Here is a 17,320-nt window from a genome sequence, read left to right on the forward strand (position 1 = left end):
TTGGCTGAGCGCTATCGGAATCGACGGCGGCACTTTACGCGCCGAGTGCATCTACTCGCAGGCATCATCAACTTTGAGCTAGCTCTGGTTAGCTGATTCGTGCAAGAGGTCTATTATGTTGATGATGTGATGGAAACGGCTTGTGGATTGCACAACTTCCGTCTCAGCTATCGCTAGCTGGTGACAGCTTAGGGTGAAAGGAATAGAAACGATCCCACTTTTCTCTACAACCTCTTATTTCCGATTAAGTTTAATGTAAGAGCAGCTTATATTGGACACAGGTTGAAGTGGGAGTTATCTGCCCGGAAAGTTAACCTGGAAGCCGAACAACCGCTCGCAAAAGCCAGACAGACCTTCAGGGGATGAAAGCCCGCAAACATCAAAGGAAGAGTTTCTGGGGCTGTATCGGCTCTAGTTCATATTGATGATGAAAATCCTCCGTCCTATCCTGCGATCGCTATACAGACACCTTAGCAAGCCGCCTCTACGGTATTTGCTGTTTCAGCAACCCAAAAAAAACCCAAGTCTTCTGCCTCAAGGGGAGAGCGAATATTCTTCTTTTGAGCGGCAACCATTCTTGCCCCTAAACAGCGACGCAGCCAGCCTTGAGGCTGAAGCAAATCGGCTCAAGGCACTTTATCGCTATGAAATTCTCGATACTCCGGCAGAACAAGCATTTGACGATCTGACTGCACTGGCTTCCCACATTTGTAACACTCCCATTGCCCTCATCAGCCTGGTTGATAGCAATCGCCAGTGGTTTAAGTCGAAAATCGGTCTGAAAGCAACAGAAACAGCAAAGTATTTAGCGTTCTGCGCTCACACAATTTTAAAATCAGATGAATTATTAATTGTACGCAATACGTTAGTTGATGAACGCTTTGCCAGAAATCCTCTGGTGACATCTGACCCTTATATCCGGTTTTATGCCGGAGTTCCCTTGGTAACGCCCGATGGCTTTGTTTTGGGCACCTTATGCGTAATTGACCAGATTCCTCGAAAGCTAATGAGCCAACAAATTGAAGCGCTCAAAGCGTTGGCGCGGCAAGCGATCGCTCAGATGGAACTCCGAATTCATCTCAATCAATTAGAACGCACCGTTTCTCAGCATCAACAGGTAGTGGAAGCGTTAGGAGAAAGCGATAAAAAATATCGCTCTGTCGTTGATAACGTCAAAGAAGTAATTTTTCAAACAGACGTCACAGGTTTGTGGACATTTCTGAATCCGGCTTGGACAGAAATCACCAAATTCTCGATTGCCCAAAGTCTTGGCACTCATGTTCTAAACTACGTTCATCCTGAAGATCGCCAACGCAATATAAAACTGTTTCAAGCTCTGATTCAATGCCAAACGAAATTTTACCGACAGGAGATCCGCATCCTAACCGCTGATGGCAGCTTTTGCTGGCTTGACGTTTATGCCTGCGCGACACTGGATGTTAGCGGAAGTATCGTGGGTATTTCCGGCACCTTAAATGACATTACGGATCGCAAGCAAACTGAAGAGGCACTCCAAAAGACAACCAGCTTGCAGCGGGCAATTTTGGATAGTGCCAACTACACGATCGTTTCTACAACACCAGATGGCACAATTTGCACCTTTAATGCCGCCGCCGAGAAATATTTAGGATACGCTGCTGCTGAAGTCGTGGGCAAAACAACACCCCTGCGATTTCACGATTCACGCGAAGTATTCCGGCGTGCCCAAGAATTGTCACAGGAGTTGGGAATCCCCATCGATCCAAGGTTTGAGGTTTTTGTTGCCAAGGCGCGTCGTGGAGAAGTGGACGAGCGCGAATGGACGTTTATCCGCAAAGATGGTAGTCGTTTTCCCGTGCTGGTGTCGATGACGGCGTTACGGGATACTGAGGGCAACATTACTGGGTTTCTCGGAATTGGCAGCGACATCACGCAGCGCCAGCAAGCGGAACACGAACTGCGAGAGAGCGAGGCAGGGTTACGAGCGCTGTATGAAGTGACGGCAGCTCAAGGCGGAAAAGGAACGCCGCTACACTTCGACCAACGCATCCAGCGGATGCTGAAAATGGGATGCTGGCGATTTGGCTTAGAAATCGGGACGCTAGCGAAGATTGAAGGGGATAAATATTACCTGATTGCTGCTCAGGTGCCCGAAAACTCACCCCTTCATCTTGCCAAAGGAAATCTTTTCGATGTTAAGCAGACTTATTGCGGTGAAGCACTGCGCTGCGACGAACCGATTTGCTTTGAGTCCGTTGAGCGATCGCAATGGTACCAGTATCCGGCAAATACCCCTTTCAGAATAGAGGCATATATTGGTACCAGGGTAGTGGCAGGCGGGATTGTTTACGGTACCCTCAGTTTCTCCAGTTTAAAAGTGCGATCGCAACCATTCACGGTGGTAGACAAAGAGCTAGTGAAGCTCATGGCACAGTGGGTAGGAGGTGAAGTTGAGCGGGCAAAAGCCCAAGAAGCCCTACAACAGCAAGTTACCAGGACTTTGCTGCTTAAACGGATTACCCAAGAGATTCGCGCCAAGCTAGAAACACAAGAAATTTTTCAAACGACTTGTAAGTTATTGGGCGAAACATTCGCCGTGAATCGCTGTTTGATTTACTCATACATCGCCACCCCTAAACCACAAATTCCCCTAGTGGCGGAGTATTTGGAGCCTGGGTATGATTCGATAATGGATGTACAAATCCCCGTTGTTGGCAATCCCCATGCCGAACAAACAATTGCTCAAGATCGCGCGATCGCTTCCTCAAATGTCTATGCCGATCCGCTGCTCAAAGAAACTGTTTCTCTGTGTCAGCAAATTCAACTCAAATCGATGCTGGCGATTCGCACTTCCTATCAAGGAGAAACTAACGGTGTGATTGGCTTGCATCAATGTAACACCTTCCGTGAGTGGACTAAAGAGGAAATTGAATTACTCGAAGCAGTGGCAGATCAAGTCGGTATTGCTCTGGCTCAAGCTTGCCTATTAGAGCAAGAAACCCGCCAACGCGAACAATTAGCTCAGCAAAATGTTGCCTTAGAAAAAGCAAAACAAGAGGCAGAAGCAGCTAACCGTGCTAAAAGTGAATTTTTAGCGACCATGAGCCACGAAATCCGCACTCCCATGAATGCGGTAATTGGCATGACTGGGTTACTACTAGATACCGAACTCAAGCCACAACAGCGAGACTTTGTAGAAACCATTCGCAACAGCGGCGATGGCTTACTCACAATTATTAATGACATCCTTGACTTCTCTAAAATTGAGTCCGGTAAGCTGGAACTGGAACAGCAACCTTTCAATCTGCGAGATTGTATCGAAGAATCGCTTGATTTGCTAGCTCACAAGGCGGCAGAAAAAAACTTGGAATTAGCGTATTTGATAGATCCTTCTGTACCGAAAATGATTGTGGGGGATGTAACGCGACTCCGCCAAATTCTGGTAAATCTAATTGCGAATGCTGTTAAATTCACACCCCAAGGGGAAGTTGTGATTTCGGTAAAAGCTCGTCAATTGGGAGAACGAGGCAGAGGGACAGGGGGGCTGGGGAGCTGGGGAGCGAATTTAGAACAAGAAATTGCTCATCTTACAGATGAGACGAACAAACCGATTTCTGTTGAAGAACTAGAAGAAAAAGCTGCAATCCAACATCGAAAACCCAAAATAAAAAATCACAAATATGCGATTCGTTTTGCCGTTAAAGATACCGGAATTGGGATTCCTTCTGACCGTATAGACCGTCTATTTAAACCCTTCAGCCAGGTTGACTCCTCTACAACTCGCAACTATGGCGGTACGGGGTTGGGATTAGCGATTAGCCGACAATTAACAGAAATGATGGGCGGTAGAATTTGGGTGGAAAGTGAAGGGGGTCAGGGTTCCACATTTTATTTCGCTGTTGTCGCAACTTCCGTTCCCGCTTCAACGCTTGCTGACAGCCGCGACTCCCAACAACTGTTAGCTGGAAAACGGTTGTTGATTGTGGATGATAACGCGACCAATCGGCAAATTTTGACTTTGCAGGCGATCGCGTGGGGAATGATCTCCCGCGCCGCCACCTCTGGGGAAGAAGCCCTGAACTGGCTGAGCAATCAGGAGACCTTTGATATTGCGATTCTGGATATGCAAATGCCGCAGATGGATGGCTTAAATTTAGCGGCAGAAATTCGCAAACTACCCAATACTCGGACGTTGCCATTGGTGATGTTAACTTCTCTGGGCAAGTCGGAGATAGAGCTACAAGCACAGCAAGCAAATTTTGCCGCCTTCCTGAATAAACCGATTAAACAATCTCAGCTCTACAATGTCTTGAGCGGTCTGCTTGGCGAACCCGCTGCGCTGCCAAGTCCGCGTCCCCATCCCGAACCGATTGACCCGAATCTAGCGCAACGGCTACCGCTACGAATTCTGTTAGCCGAAGACAATGTCGTCAACCAAAAGGTGGCGCTGCATCTATTAGGGCGTCTGGGATATCGAGCGGATATCGCCAGCAACGGTTTGGAAGTGCTGCAAGCGCTGCAACGCCAGCCCTATGATGTTGTTCTGATGGATGTGCAAATGCCAGAAATGGACGGATTGAGCGCTACGCGACGGATCTGTGAGGAATGGCCCTACGAGCAACGTCCCTGGATTATTGCCATGACGGCGAATGCGATGCAGAGCGATCGCGAGGAGTGTTTGAGCGCGGGGATGGATAATTACGTCAGCAAGCCGATCCAGATGGAGGCGCTGCTGAAGGCACTCGCTGCTTTGCAGCCGCTTCCCCGCCTCCCCATCTCCACCTCTGCCGTTGATTTCCAGGCAATCCAAGCGCTTTGCGATATGTTTGGAGAGAATGCTTCATCCGTTCTGGTAGAAGTCATTGATAGCTTTTTGGAAGATACACCCCAAATATTGCAAGTCATTCGGAATGCAGTAGATGCTGGAGATGCCGTGGCGCTGCGACAGGCGACTCACACGCTTAAGTCAACCAGTGCGACGCTAGGTGCTATGACCCTATCCAATTTGTGTAAGCAACTCGAAGCGATCGCGAAAGACGATACTCTAGCAGGGGCACCGGAAATCGCATCGCAGATGGAGGCGGAGTATGAGCGCGTGCGCTGTGCGTTGCAAGATTTCCATCTTTGATCGAGATTGAAACCTCCGTCCGGAGTACATCCTATACCAATTTACGGATAGGTCTAATAAAAATGCTTTCCCTTCCCCAAGAACCCTCTATCGTCCTCGTGGTAGACGACGACAGAATCATGCGTCAGCTACTGTGTCAAGCAATGCAACAGGAAGGATACCAGGTTGTTGAAGCGAGCAATGGAGAGGAGTGCTTGAGTGTTTATGTTCGCTTTCAGCCGCATATTGTCTTGCTCGATGCCATGATGCCGGTAATGGATGGCTTCACTTGCTGCTCCAGGCTACAAGAGATCCCTTCATGCGATCGCACTCCCGTATTGATGATTACAGGTCTTGACGACAAAGAATCCGTTGACCGAGCTTTTGAGGTCGGAGCCATTGATTTCGTTACCAAACCTATTCACTGGCCCGTACTGCGTCAGCGGGTGCGGCGTTTAATCCAACAATTTCAACTTTATCAACAACTGGAGGTGGCAAACCGAGACTTGCAGCGACTTGCGACCTTCGACAGTCTGACGGGACTGGCAAACCGCCGTCGATTTGATGAGTATCTTGGTCAAGAGTGGCGGCGAATGTTACGCGAACAACTGCCCCTATCTCTCATCTTCTGCGATATCGATTTTTTCAAAACCTACAACGATACTTACGGGCATCAAGCTGGAGATATTTGTTTACAAACTGTCGCCGGTGCCTTGTTTCGGGTTGTCAAGCGCTCGACAGATTTAGTCGCACGCTATGGCGGCGAAGAGTTTGCAGTAATTTTGCCTAATACCTCTGCTGCGGGTGGGTTGCAAGTCGCAACGGAAATTCGACAGGCTGTGAAATCTTTAGAAATTGTTCATACCAAGTCTGCTGTTAGCCAGTATGTAACGCTGAGTTTGGGTGTTGCTGGCGCGATTCCTTTGCATGACGCCTCGCCAGAAGCGTTACTTAAGGAAGCTGATGAGGCGTTGTATCGGGCAAAAGCAGGGGGACGCGATCGCGTATGCTCCTAGACGCAGCTTCTGGCGATGATGCATCGGTAGATACAATCAGCCACGCAGATATAAAAGGTGATATAAAGTGCGATCGCTTAATCAAGTTAATATGCACAAATCATCTGAAAAAATTAAAACTGCAAAATCAAATTAGTAATTTTTAATTTTTCATTTCTACAAGAGGTGAGCAGTGAAAAGTCGTAGAGCATTCGTGTCTCTCCTGCTGTTGGTGGCTCTCTTAAGCATCGGTACAGACTCAGTGGCAAAACCTTTGCAGGTTCGACTCAACCGACGGTTAGAAGTCGTTTCCTATGCAGGTAAAGTCACCTATAAACTTAGAGACGCTGCTGGGTCGGTGAGGGTCGGCTTGCGCCTTGAGGACGTGGGGGATACTATCACAACGGGCGACGAGTCCAAAGCGGTCCTAGCCGTCGATACCGGCATTGGCTTCGTGAATGTCTCAGAAAATACGACTCTGCAAGTACAACAATTGCAGACAATGCCTGATGGGGGTAAAATTACGCGGCTTCAAGTCACGGGGGGACAAGCTCGCCTGGAGGTACGACCGTTTACGAATCCCAATTCGCGCTTTGAAATTGAAACACCTGCCGGTTTGAGTGGCGTTCGCGGGACGCAATTTGGTGTGAGCGTCAAACCCAATGGCAAGACGAGCGTTGCCACCCTGGAAGGGAGCGTGGTCGAGGAAGCTCAGGGGCAAGCCGTAGAAGTCAATGCTGGGTTTCGGACTTTAGTGATTCCTGGCGAACCCCCTTCCCAGCCAATTCCTTTAAAAGAAGAGGGTGAATTAGAGATCCGAGTTCTAGCGGCGATAGAGGGCGATCGCGTACGCATTCGCGGTCTAATCGATCCGTTCAATCTGTTGATCGTGGCGTCTACTTTACAGAATGTGGAGCGCACTGGTGAATTTGATATTACAGTACCACTGCCTAAGCAACGGAAAATTCAAGCGGTTGTGGTAACTCCTTTGGGACAACGGCAGGCGTATGAACTGCTGGTTCCGTGAGGTTGGTCGTTAGACTTGCTCAGTGCATTTTATCTGCAACCCTTCTCCCTAAAATCGCCTCGCTTTTGCCAACGCATTTTATGTTCGCAAAAGCGAATTACGCGATCGCTTAAACCTTTCGACAATAATAGAATTTAGAACCTTGGGGCATCTCAACTTACTTTTTTAGATGACCGGGGAGTGTCGTTTTTATTTAAACCCCCGGTAGATTGAGACTCTTTAAAACACCCCTCTTAAACAACAAACTCAAATGCGCTTTGATTGCCCAGCTTCCTGGCATGATTTCCAGGATGAAGCCTCCGTGCTTACGTTCCAGCAACCCCAATCGCATCTAGAACGTCGCCAACTAGAGAAAGCGCTGCGTCAAAAGGTAGGGAAATTGAAGCAATGTTTTAGCACCCTCTTCCAACCTGCCTCGATGTACTTCATCCGAGTGCAGGTTGGGACAAATCAACCGCAAGTTTGGAATGCAGCCACACTCACAGCCGAAGGCAGGAAAAATAAAGCATTCTTCACGGATGCCAAAAAAGCGTGCGGGCTGTATTGGGACAACTTTTTAAAAGTTTTTGCCGATTTATTTACGGGCGCGATCGCTTTATGACGGACATGACTCCTGCTCACCAGGCAGAGGAACGCTATGTCCTAGCCGTTAATGCCGGTCAAGTAGGACTTTGGGACTGGGATCTCCAAACTGGTGAAATGTATCTCACCGCTAGCTGGAAAGCGATGCTGGGCTATCGCGAAGACGAAATTGACAACCGTATAGAGGCTTGGCTCCATCTGGTACATCCGGATCAGCGGGAATGGGTGATGACGGCTGCAAGTATTTATCTCGAAGGGTTGACACCCCAGTATGAAATCGAACATCGGATGATCCACAAGAATGGCAATATCCGGTGGTTTCTCTGTCGGGGGATTGCATTTCGAGATGAGCAAGGCATACCTTATCGTATGGCAGGGTCAATCACTGATATCACCGAGCGCAAGCGAACCGAGGAAGCCCTTCAGGAAAGTGAGTATCGGTATTACACCTTAGCTAAAATGTCGCCGGTAGGGATTTTCCACACAGATGTAGAAGGGAACTGTTTGTATGTCAACGAGCGCTGGCGCGAACTGGCAGGATTAACCCTGGCGGAAGCACTCGGAGAAGGTTGGACGAGAGCGCTGCATCCCGACGATCGCGATCGCGTCATCAGCGAATGGAAGCAGGCGATAATAGAAAACCGGCGATTTGCCTCAGAGTATCGGTTTGGGCGTGCGGATGGAGTCGTCACCTGGGTGTTTGGTCAGGCGGTGGCGGAACAAGGAGTAGCCGGTGCGACTGTTGGCTTTATTGGCACGCTCACCGATATCACCGAACGCAAGCAGGCGGAGGAGGCACTGCGACTGCAAGTTCTCAGGGAGCAACTGATAGGGGCGATGCTAGAGCGCATCCGTCAGTCTCTCAATCTCAGCGAGATTCTCAACACGACGGTGGCAGAAGTGCGGCAATTTCTAGCCTGCGACCGGGTGATTATTTATCGTTTCGAGGCAGGCTGGCGCGGGGTTGTGGCGGTGGAGTCTGTAGACCCCAATTGGACTTCGATGCTGGGAACTCCCGTCTACGATCCCTGTTTTAAGGAAAAGTACGCCCAGCTGTATCAGCAGAGTCGGGTTCAAGCAATCGCAGATATTTACAACTCAGGACTGGGTCAGTGTCATATCGATGTGCTGGAGCAGTTTCAGGTTAAAGCGAACTTAGTCGTTCCGATTCTGCAAGGGCAACAGTTGTGGGGGTTGCTGATTGCTCATCATTGTTCGCAACCCCGACATTGGCAACCGTGGGAAATCGATCTGCTCTCTTCTTTGGCGATGCAGGTGGGTATTGCCATTCAACAAGGGCAACTCTATGAACAATTGGAGGCAGCTAACCAAAAGTTGCAGCGCCTTGCGACTTTGGACGGTCTGACGGGTCTGCCGAACCGACGCCGGTTTGATGAGTACCTAGATCAGGAGTGGCGGCGTCTGAGACGAGAAAAAGTCCCCCTGTCTCTGATCTTGTGCGATATTGACTTTTTCAAACTCTACAATGACACCTATGGTCATCAAGCCGGGGATACTTGTTTAATTACCGTCGCCAGTGCGATCGCTCAAGCTGTCAAGCGACCAGCGGATTTAGTCGCTCGATACGGGGGCGAAGAATTTGCCGTAATTTTGCCCAACACTACACAAAATGGGGCATTGCAAGTGGCAGAAGAGATTCGAGTGGCAGTGCAAGACTTAAAGATTGTCCATAGCCATTCTTTAGTTAGTCAGTATGTGACGCTGAGTTTGGGCGTTGCGACTACGGTTCCCGACTGCGATACTTCACCAGAAATATTGTTAAAGACAGCGGATGAGGCGCTTTATCAGGCAAAAGCTCTGGGACGCGATCGCGTTAGCCGATGCTGCTCTTAGCCACTCTTCGGGTTAGTGTCTGCGGTTCTTAACAGCTATAACCATCCGGCACTTTCCCGATGACCTGTGATGAGTGAAATTTAGTCTATTTTTAAAAATATCGTTACAATTATAACTTTTTAAAGTTGTTTTCCCTAATCCAGCCAGCTCCCAACTTCTTAGCTTTATAGAGCAATTTTATAGGGTTATGAGACTTTACGATTACTTTTTTTGATGAAAATTGCCCTTAAATTTTAGACTGCTAAGACAACAAAATAGTTCCTTGAATCTTTCATGGATTTGTGCCACTTTCCAAACAGTCCACTGGCAGGAAGCCTCTATTTGAGGAAATGCTACTTCAACCCATTGCCAGAGGTAAAAACATTATTCAGATACTAAAATATTTACTGTTATTTTGGGATTTAAAGAGCTTAAAGCCATTACCTGTAGGGGAATGCTGAGACTTAAAAGATTTAGCAATCCTTGATTTGAGCGGGCGGAAAAAATTTTTATGGATTTCTGGAACCTTTTGCTTTGGCTAACGACTTTGAATGTAACAAAGCAACTGAAAACCAGAGAATTGAAGGAAGTAATTATGAATCGCGCTCTCAAATCCGTAGCTAAGATTTCCGTACTATCTGCACTAGCGATCGCTCCTGTTTTAATGTCTAGTTTGGATGCTTCTGCAAAACCCACTGGAACACGAGCAAATTATGTCGGAGTTGGTGGTTCTGCTAGCGTTACAAATGGCGGACAAGATGGCGATGCTGCCGCAGTCGGCGGTGTGATTCAAGGCCGCTATGCGGTTCCCAAGACGCCAGTTTCTATTAGAGGTTCCGTACAGTTCACCAACGAAACCAGCACTATCATTCCGATGGTTACTTATGATGTGCCTGTTACCAATAAAGCTAACTTCTACGTTGGTGGTGGCTACGGTTTGCATGAATCGGAAGGCAAACCATCTACCTTCGGCAACCGCAATGCGCCTGTAGTCACGGCTGGCGTCGAAGCAGAAGTTGCCAAGAACGTTGTAGTCTTCAGCGATGCCAAACTGGGAATCAAGCCTTACGAAAACAGTCCTGCTTCTTCTGTTAGCGTCCAGCTAGGAGTCGGCTACGGATTCTAAGATTAACGCTCTCTCTATCGTTCTTGGCGGTGTTTGGTTCGAGATATTTTGACTTAACTGACTTCTAACAAAGTGGGACAGGTTAATAAAGCCTGTCCCACTTTGTTTTTATAGCAGTTCTCACTTGGGTTTGATACACCGCACAGTAGGGTAGCTATGCTAACCTACCGATGGAGCTGATTCAATGGACGGCTTAAGATTGCTAGGCTCAAAAATCGGGTTAGGCGCGAAGACTCGACGCTCTTACTTGCATCACTGCATCCCTGCATCACGGTGTGGCGAACCGAAGGGCGTCCTCTGGGGATATCCCTTTCTGCAAGAATTGTTAAAATCTAGGGATTTTCTCACCTATCGCTAAAGATTAAGAATGGTGATAGTACCATGAATGTATACGCCGTAATCCCGATAGATTTTCCGGTGATCCAGTTCAACCGTTCAGCCCCTTAGTTTCCGATGGTTAAATCTCCGATTTCCCCAGTCCAAAAGCTTTCTAAAGTAGAAGGACTCAAAGAACGCAGCAACTTTTTACGCGAACCTGTGGCAACTGAGCTACTGGAAGACACCAACAGCTTCACAGAAGATGCCACCCAGATTCTCAAATTTCACGGATCGTACCAGCAGGATAACCGGGACAACCGGGTGAAGGGTCAGGAAAAAGATTACCAGTTCATGCTGCGTACCCGTAATCCGGGGGGCTTCATTCCACCGCAACTGTATCTGACCTTAGACCGACTGGCTGAGGAATATGGCAATGGAACGCTACGCGCTACGACTCGCCAGGGTTTTCAGCTGCATGGAATTTTAAAGAAAAATCTCAAAGCATCCATCGCTGCCATCATTAAAAACATGGGGTCAACGCTGGGAGCCTGCGGCGATCTCAACCGCAATGTGATGACGCCCCCAGCGCCTTATAAAAATCGCCGGGACTACGAATATACCTGGGAGTATGCCAACAATATTGCTGACCTACTGGCACCGCAAACAGGTGCATATTATGAAATTTGGCTGGATGGCGAAAAGTCCATTAGCGCGGAAGAAAACCCAGAGGTAAAGGCGGCGCGGCAACGCAACGGCAACGGCACCGTCGTCCACGGGAAAGAAGAACCGCTATATGGCGATCGCTATATGCCCCGGAAATTTAAGTGTGCCGTAACGGTACCGGGGGATAATTCGGTTGACCTCTATTCCCAAGATGTCAGCTTGGTGGTAATTACCAACACCGAGGGAGAACTAGAGGGATTTAATGTCTTTGCAGGTGGTGGTTTGGGACGCACCCACAACAAAGAAGAGACATTTCCCCGGATGGCAGATCCCATCGGGTATGTAGAGAAACAAGATATCTACGATCTGATCAAAGCAATTGTCGCCACTCAAAGAGATTATGGCGATCGCACTAACCGCCGTCATGCGCGGATGAAATACCTAATCGAAGATTGGGGCGTCGAGAAGTTCCGCGCCAAAGTCGAAGAATACTTTGGCAAACCGCTGGCAGCTTTTAAAGAGTTACCGCCGTTTAAATACAAAGATTTCTTGGGATGGAACGAACAAGGCGACGGCAAGCTGTTTCTAGGAATTCCGATTGAAAATGGTCGGGTGAAGGACGAAGGTAACTTTAAGCTCAGAACTGCACTGCGGGAAATCGTGCAGAAGTTCTCGCTACCGATTCGCCTGACACCCAACCAAAACTTGCTGTTTTACGAAATTGACCCGGCGCAAAAAACCGAAATTCAGCAGATTCTTGACCGCTGTGGCGTTCAGGCAGACCCCAATCAACTTGACCCGTTGGTGCGCTATTCAATGGCTTGCCCCGCCATGCCGACTTGCGGCTTGGCGATTACCGAATCGGAACGGATCATGCCGGATCTCTTGAATCGGGTTCGGGCGCTGCTGAAAAAAGTGGGATTGGAAAACGAACACTTTATCGTGCGGATGACGGGTTGCCCGAATGGTTGCGCTCGTCCCTATCTGGCAGAATTAGGATTTGTCGGGAGTGCGGCTGAATCTTATCAGATTTGGCTAGGGGCTTCACGCGACCAAACGCGACTCTCTAGAGCCTATATGGATCGGCTGCACATTAACGAGCTAGAAACCGAATTAGAGCCGATTTTCGTTTACTTCAAGCAGTCGCGGCAACCCCAAGAAGGTTTTGGGGATTTCTGCGATCGCGTTGGTTTTGATGCGATTCGTCAATTTACAGTTGACTATGAGTCAGAAGCAGTCTCTCCTCAGTCAGATACCGGGTTGATTAATGAGGTGGTGCTGCCAGAAGAATCAGAAATTGCAGTTGCAGCTAAAATCCGTCGTCGGATCAATGTCCGGGATGATGTTTACAGCCGCTTGAAAGCAGAAGCAGCCCGTCAGGGTAAGCCCATGACTCAATTGGCAACTGAGGTAATCGAAGCTTTCTTACAGGCGAATCAAAAGCCTAACGAGTAATCCGGCTGGCGACTCAGTAATCTTAAAGTCTGGTTGATTCCCCTAATTTCCCAGAACCCCAACCCTTTCCCGCTTGCGGGGAGGGGTTCTTTATATGATGGGCAAGTAGACGGATTTGAGATGAGTCTTCAATCATTCAACTCAGCCGTAACAAAACGCCCGGAGAGACTCTACCTCCGAGTTACATCTAGGGATTGATGGATCTAGTAGCAGAAAATACCAAAATTTCAACATCAAGGATTAAAAAATCAATTCTGCATTTGTGGATTCGCGATGCAGATATGGCAATCGGAGGGAAAAATGACTGTAGCTGAAAATAAGCGTGCTGTGGGGGTATTTTCTAATCGTCAAGATGCAGAAACTGCACTCGATGAAGTTAACAAAGCTGGCTTCCCAATAGATAGGGTTTCGGTAATTACCACACAAGCAAAACCTGACGATCAACTTGCCGGTGCGAATATGAGCGATCGCATTGGTGATGAAGCTAGCGTCACTGCTGCCACAAAAGCCAACGCAAATACTAACGTTGGGCTGTTTGGTGGCATATTCACCAGTCTTAGCACTTTAGCCGTTCCTGGCGTGGGGGCTGTAATGGCAGCGGGTGGTCTGGGCTTGACACTAGCCGGTACGATTGCTGGTGTTGGGATTGGAACAGCGGCAACGAATCGCCTGATTGAGGCATTAACCGATCTCGGCATTCATGAAGATGACGCTAAAGTTTATAGCGATCGCCTGTTCTACAATTACTATTTGGTAATTGTGGATGGAACAGACGAGGAAATCGCCAAAGTTGAAGGAGTTTTTCGCGAGCGGGGAATTCAGGATTGGGCTGTTTATAACCGACCCAACGATTCACCTGTCTTGTCCTAAATTTCCAAGAATACCAAGATCCAATTTTCACCAAGTTAGGTGAATCTAGATTTGAGAAAGTTTCACTAAACTTTTCTCAAATCTATTTTGTCCTTACTTTTTTGTTGAGCTGTAGTCGGGAATTGTGCCCTAACTTTCCCCCTAAACTGATTGCTCAATCAATTCCTACGATGGTTGCGGTGATTGTTGGATCGGAATCTCGATCGCAAATTCTGCTCCTTGTCCCGGTGCCGAAATGCACCGCAACTGTCCCCCATGTGTCTCTGTCACTATCTGATAGCTAATTGCTAATCCCATCCCGGTTCCCTTTCCAACCGCCTTGGTGGTGAAGAAGGGGTCAAATAACCGTTGCTGAATATCTTCAGCAATCCCCGCTCCATTATCTGCAATCCGGATCGCAATTTGTTTTGATGCCAAAACTTGCGTGCGAATTGTAATTCGACCGGGGTTGGCTTGCAGGTCTTGATAGCTACGCTTGAAGTTAAACTCCTCTATGGCATCAATCGCATTGCTGAGGAGGTTCATAAATACCTGGTTGAGTTGTCCGGCATGGCACTCAATTTTAGGTAACTGACCATACTCCTTGACAACTTCAATGGCTGGATGATCTGGCTTTGCCTTAAGACGGTTTTGCAAAAGCATCAGCGTGCTATCAATGCCCTGGTGAATATCCACATCCTTGACTTCTGATTCATCCAAACGGGAAAACACACGCAGCGAGTAAACAATATCACGAATACGCTGAGCGCCAACTTGCATCGAGGCAAGGAGTTTGGATAAATCTTCTTTGAGAAATTCCAGTTCCATGTCCTCTGCTTTGTCTTGAATCTGGGGCGTGGGCTGAGGATACTGCTCTTGGTACAGCTCAATCAACTCTAGTAAATCTTGGATGTAAGAGCTGGCATGAGTAAGGTTGCCGTAGATGAAGTTAACTGGATTATTGATTTCGTGGGCAATGCCTGCCACCATCTGACCCAAACTAGACATTTTCTCGCTCTGCACCAGATGGAGTTGGGTCTGGTTAAGTTTGCTCAGCGTTTGGTTGAGCAGTGTAATCTGTTGTTGGGTTTGGTTGTAAAGCTGAGCCTGAGTAATGGCAACTGCTAACTGATCGACAACTGCTTTGAGTAATTCCCGATCTAGTGGACTTAGGGAATGAGCGTGCAACCCAATGAGATAGCCGCAGCAGCCATCTAAAAGCGGGATAGGGAGTGCAAGGTAGGCGTGAGCTTTTAACTGTAGAGGTGTTTGCTCTAACTCAGCATCAACAAACAACAGATGAAGTGCTTCTGTCTGCTGTAGACAAGCTGCTATGTCTATACACGAATTGGACTGAAACTTTCTTGGCTGAATCGTCAATGTTTGGGCGTGAGAGTCGCCAACCAGCTCAAGGGTTTGGGATTGGGGATCGTACCAGCCAAACAGCACTCTATCAAACTGTGTTAAGGTTGCCAGTTCTGTAACTGTCGTCTGAACAATGGTTTGTAGCTCTAAAGATTCTCGGATACGACACACCAAACGATTCAGTAGAGCTTCCTGCTTGGCACGAGTGCGGGTTTGCTCAAACAGCTGCACCTGTCGCCATGCACCAATCAGGGCAATAAGCAACAATCCGCCTAAAACGGTCGCCAAGAGGTTGAGTGCGCCTAAGTTAGATTCGATATTCTGGTGAGGAATAACCAGCGCAATTGACCAATCCGCTTCCTTTAGGGGCACGTAGGCAACGTAGTTCCATCTGTCATTGACTCGTAATAGTTCAATCCCTGCTTGTTTGGCAACCATGTGCTGGGCGATCGCTGCCAGTGCCGGATTGGAAGATTGTAAGAAGCTGGGTGCCTCATGCTCTGCGGAGCCAATCATCTTGGGGTCAGGATGGGCAATCGCCACCCCTGTGGAGTTGAGTGCAAAGGCATAGCTGCCAGCTCCCTCTTGGAGCCTGCTGACTACCTGAATCACTCGGTCAACTTTAATCGCTCCACCCATTGCTCCCAGCACTTGAGTCCCTGAATCCCCCATAATTGGAGCGCTGATATTGATTTGTAGAAGGCCTGTGGTGCGACTGACTACGGGATTCGCGGCACTGACTTGCCCTGACATTGCGTTGATAAACCATTCCCGGTCTTTAATATTTTTGCGATGAGGACCGACGCTGGTATTCGCACCCCAACCCTCGGAGTTGACAATTGACAGCTGGTGAATTTCTTTAAACCGTTGCAATTCCGACTTTAAATAAGGCTGGGCGACTGACCAATCTATAGAGCGCACGAGGGGACTGTTCGCCAGCATCTCTACTTCAGTCTTCCGATTAGATAGCCACTGGTCAATCTCATCCCGCCCCTGTTGGACTTTCAGTAAGGCTTGTTGCTGGAGGTTCTCCAGAATCAGTCCCCGCACAACCTGATAGCTAACTACAGCGATCGCACTCACCCCCAAAGTTGACCCTGCCAGTATCGATAAAACAATTAGGTCACGAGGTTGCCATCTTTGCTTGTAGCGATGCTGCTTTTTTGGCAGCCTTGACCAAAACGCTTTAGAAAAATTGAATTTCCCCAATTTGGGCAATACTTCCCGGCTACTTTTTTGGCTAGCTGAGTTAGCCTGGTTGTTTAGGATGGACACTCTTACTGCTACCTGCTATCGACTTGAGAAATAGGAGATTTCCAAGGAATTTAAGATTGCAAAAGTTGAAAGAGTTCAATGTTATGCTCCACAATCAGCTAGTTTTCTCTAAGAATCATATGGAGATGTTCTGCTCTCGCAACTCTTTTACCTGTAAATTTAGATACTACCATCGGATAATTGAACCAGCATTGGCACAATTGCTGAATCTTCATCCTGTTAAAAGTCTCAAGTTTAAAGGTCAATTGAATAAATTCGATTCTTCCTCAAGTCGCGAGCAATGAGCGTGTCGAGGGAACTCAAGCTCAGTGCGGCTTAGGGTTAACAATGGATTCGCAAGTTAAGCTCGCATCTTTTCCCTTTTCGGGCAGGGCATTGGGAAAGGATACCTATATTTTCCAGCTTTACAGATATATCGCACATTCTGCACCCCCTACTGTCACAATCGGTTATTTCGGTTTTTTTTTCTAACAAAGGTGATTTCTTATACAAAAAAATGTAAATATGTTTTGCGATCGCAAGCCCAAAATTTTTAAATGTCGAAAATTCGGAGTATGGCAGTTTAGGTTGTGGAATGGAGGTTAAAGCAGCGTGCAGATAGCGGCTGGTTGTGCAAGCAGCATTCTTCCGCTCCAGGGTCGCCTGCATTAGATGGTACGGGGAGAGATCGCCTGTGAAAATTGACCTGTTCAAAGACAGTTACTTAGTGATAAAAATCCTTTCAGTCAATGACTAGGAGGGGAAGA

The 17,320-nt window shown here is 47.9% G+C and carries 10 protein-coding genes; 9 read left to right on the forward strand and 1 reads right to left on the reverse strand.

Annotated features, from left to right (window positions below; translation table 11 throughout):
- Positions 1 to 424: 424 nt before the first annotated feature.
- The 9 genes from NC996_RS08145 to NC996_RS08185 all read left to right on the forward strand — a co-directional run bounded on the left by NC996_RS08145 (position 425) and on the right by NC996_RS08185 (position 13,955).
- Positions 425 to 5,107, forward strand: coding sequence for a response regulator (locus tag NC996_RS08145; RefSeq protein ID WP_199303238.1), 4,683 nt, complete (start codon positions 425 to 427; stop codon positions 5,105 to 5,107).
- Between the two features lie 62 nt (positions 5,108 to 5,169).
- Positions 5,170 to 6,102: a PleD family two-component system response regulator gene (locus tag NC996_RS08150; RefSeq protein WP_190687874.1), complete on the forward strand. Its 933-nt coding sequence runs from the start codon at positions 5,170 to 5,172 to the stop codon at positions 6,100 to 6,102.
- A gap of 172 nt (positions 6,103 to 6,274) precedes the next feature.
- Positions 6,275 to 7,108 carry a FecR family protein gene (locus tag NC996_RS08155; RefSeq protein ID WP_199292325.1) on the forward strand — a complete coding sequence of 278 codons (834 nt, stop codon included), beginning with the start codon at positions 6,275 to 6,277 and terminating at the stop codon, positions 7,106 to 7,108.
- A 250-nt stretch (positions 7,109 to 7,358) separates the two neighbouring features.
- Positions 7,359 to 7,709, forward strand: a complete 351-nt coding sequence (locus tag NC996_RS08160; RefSeq protein WP_190687876.1) for a hypothetical protein — start codon at positions 7,359 to 7,361, stop codon at positions 7,707 to 7,709.
- The gene (locus tag NC996_RS08165; RefSeq protein ID WP_348259982.1) at positions 7,706 to 9,544 is read left to right on the forward strand and encodes a diguanylate cyclase; all 1,839 of its coding nucleotides are present in this window, start codon (positions 7,706 to 7,708) and stop codon (positions 9,542 to 9,544) included. Before NC996_RS08160 ends, NC996_RS08165 begins: the two co-directional genes overlap by 4 nt.
- A gap of 490 nt (positions 9,545 to 10,034) precedes the next feature.
- Positions 10,035 to 10,649 carry an outer membrane beta-barrel protein gene (locus tag NC996_RS08170; protein ID WP_242030581.1) on the forward strand — a complete coding sequence of 205 codons (615 nt, stop codon included), beginning with the start codon at positions 10,035 to 10,037 and terminating at the stop codon, positions 10,647 to 10,649.
- A 184-nt stretch (positions 10,650 to 10,833) separates the two neighbouring features.
- Positions 10,834 to 11,007, forward strand: coding sequence for a hypothetical protein (locus tag NC996_RS08175; RefSeq protein WP_190528492.1), 174 nt, complete (start codon positions 10,834 to 10,836; stop codon positions 11,005 to 11,007).
- A 95-nt stretch (positions 11,008 to 11,102) separates the two neighbouring features.
- Positions 11,103 to 13,085, forward strand: a complete 1,983-nt coding sequence (gene sir, locus NC996_RS08180) for a sulfite reductase, ferredoxin dependent (protein ID WP_190412654.1) — start codon at positions 11,103 to 11,105, stop codon at positions 13,083 to 13,085.
- 300 nt (positions 13,086 to 13,385) lie between these two features.
- Positions 13,386 to 13,955, forward strand: a complete 570-nt coding sequence (locus NC996_RS08185) for a general stress protein (protein WP_190528488.1) — start codon at positions 13,386 to 13,388, stop codon at positions 13,953 to 13,955.
- Between the two features lie 165 nt (positions 13,956 to 14,120).
- Here NC996_RS08185 and NC996_RS08190 read toward each other — a convergent pair whose 3' ends face one another.
- Positions 14,121 to 16,574 carry an ATP-binding protein gene (locus NC996_RS08190; protein ID WP_190687880.1) on the reverse strand — a complete coding sequence of 818 codons (2,454 nt, stop codon included), beginning with the start codon at positions 16,572 to 16,574 and terminating at the stop codon, positions 14,121 to 14,123.
- Positions 16,575 to 17,320 lie beyond the last annotated feature (746 nt).

The organism is Trichocoleus sp. ST-U2, from assembly GCF_039961875.1.
In the GTDB taxonomy this organism is placed as follows: domain Bacteria; phylum Cyanobacteriota; class Cyanobacteriia; order Cyanobacteriales; family FACHB-T130; genus FACHB-T130.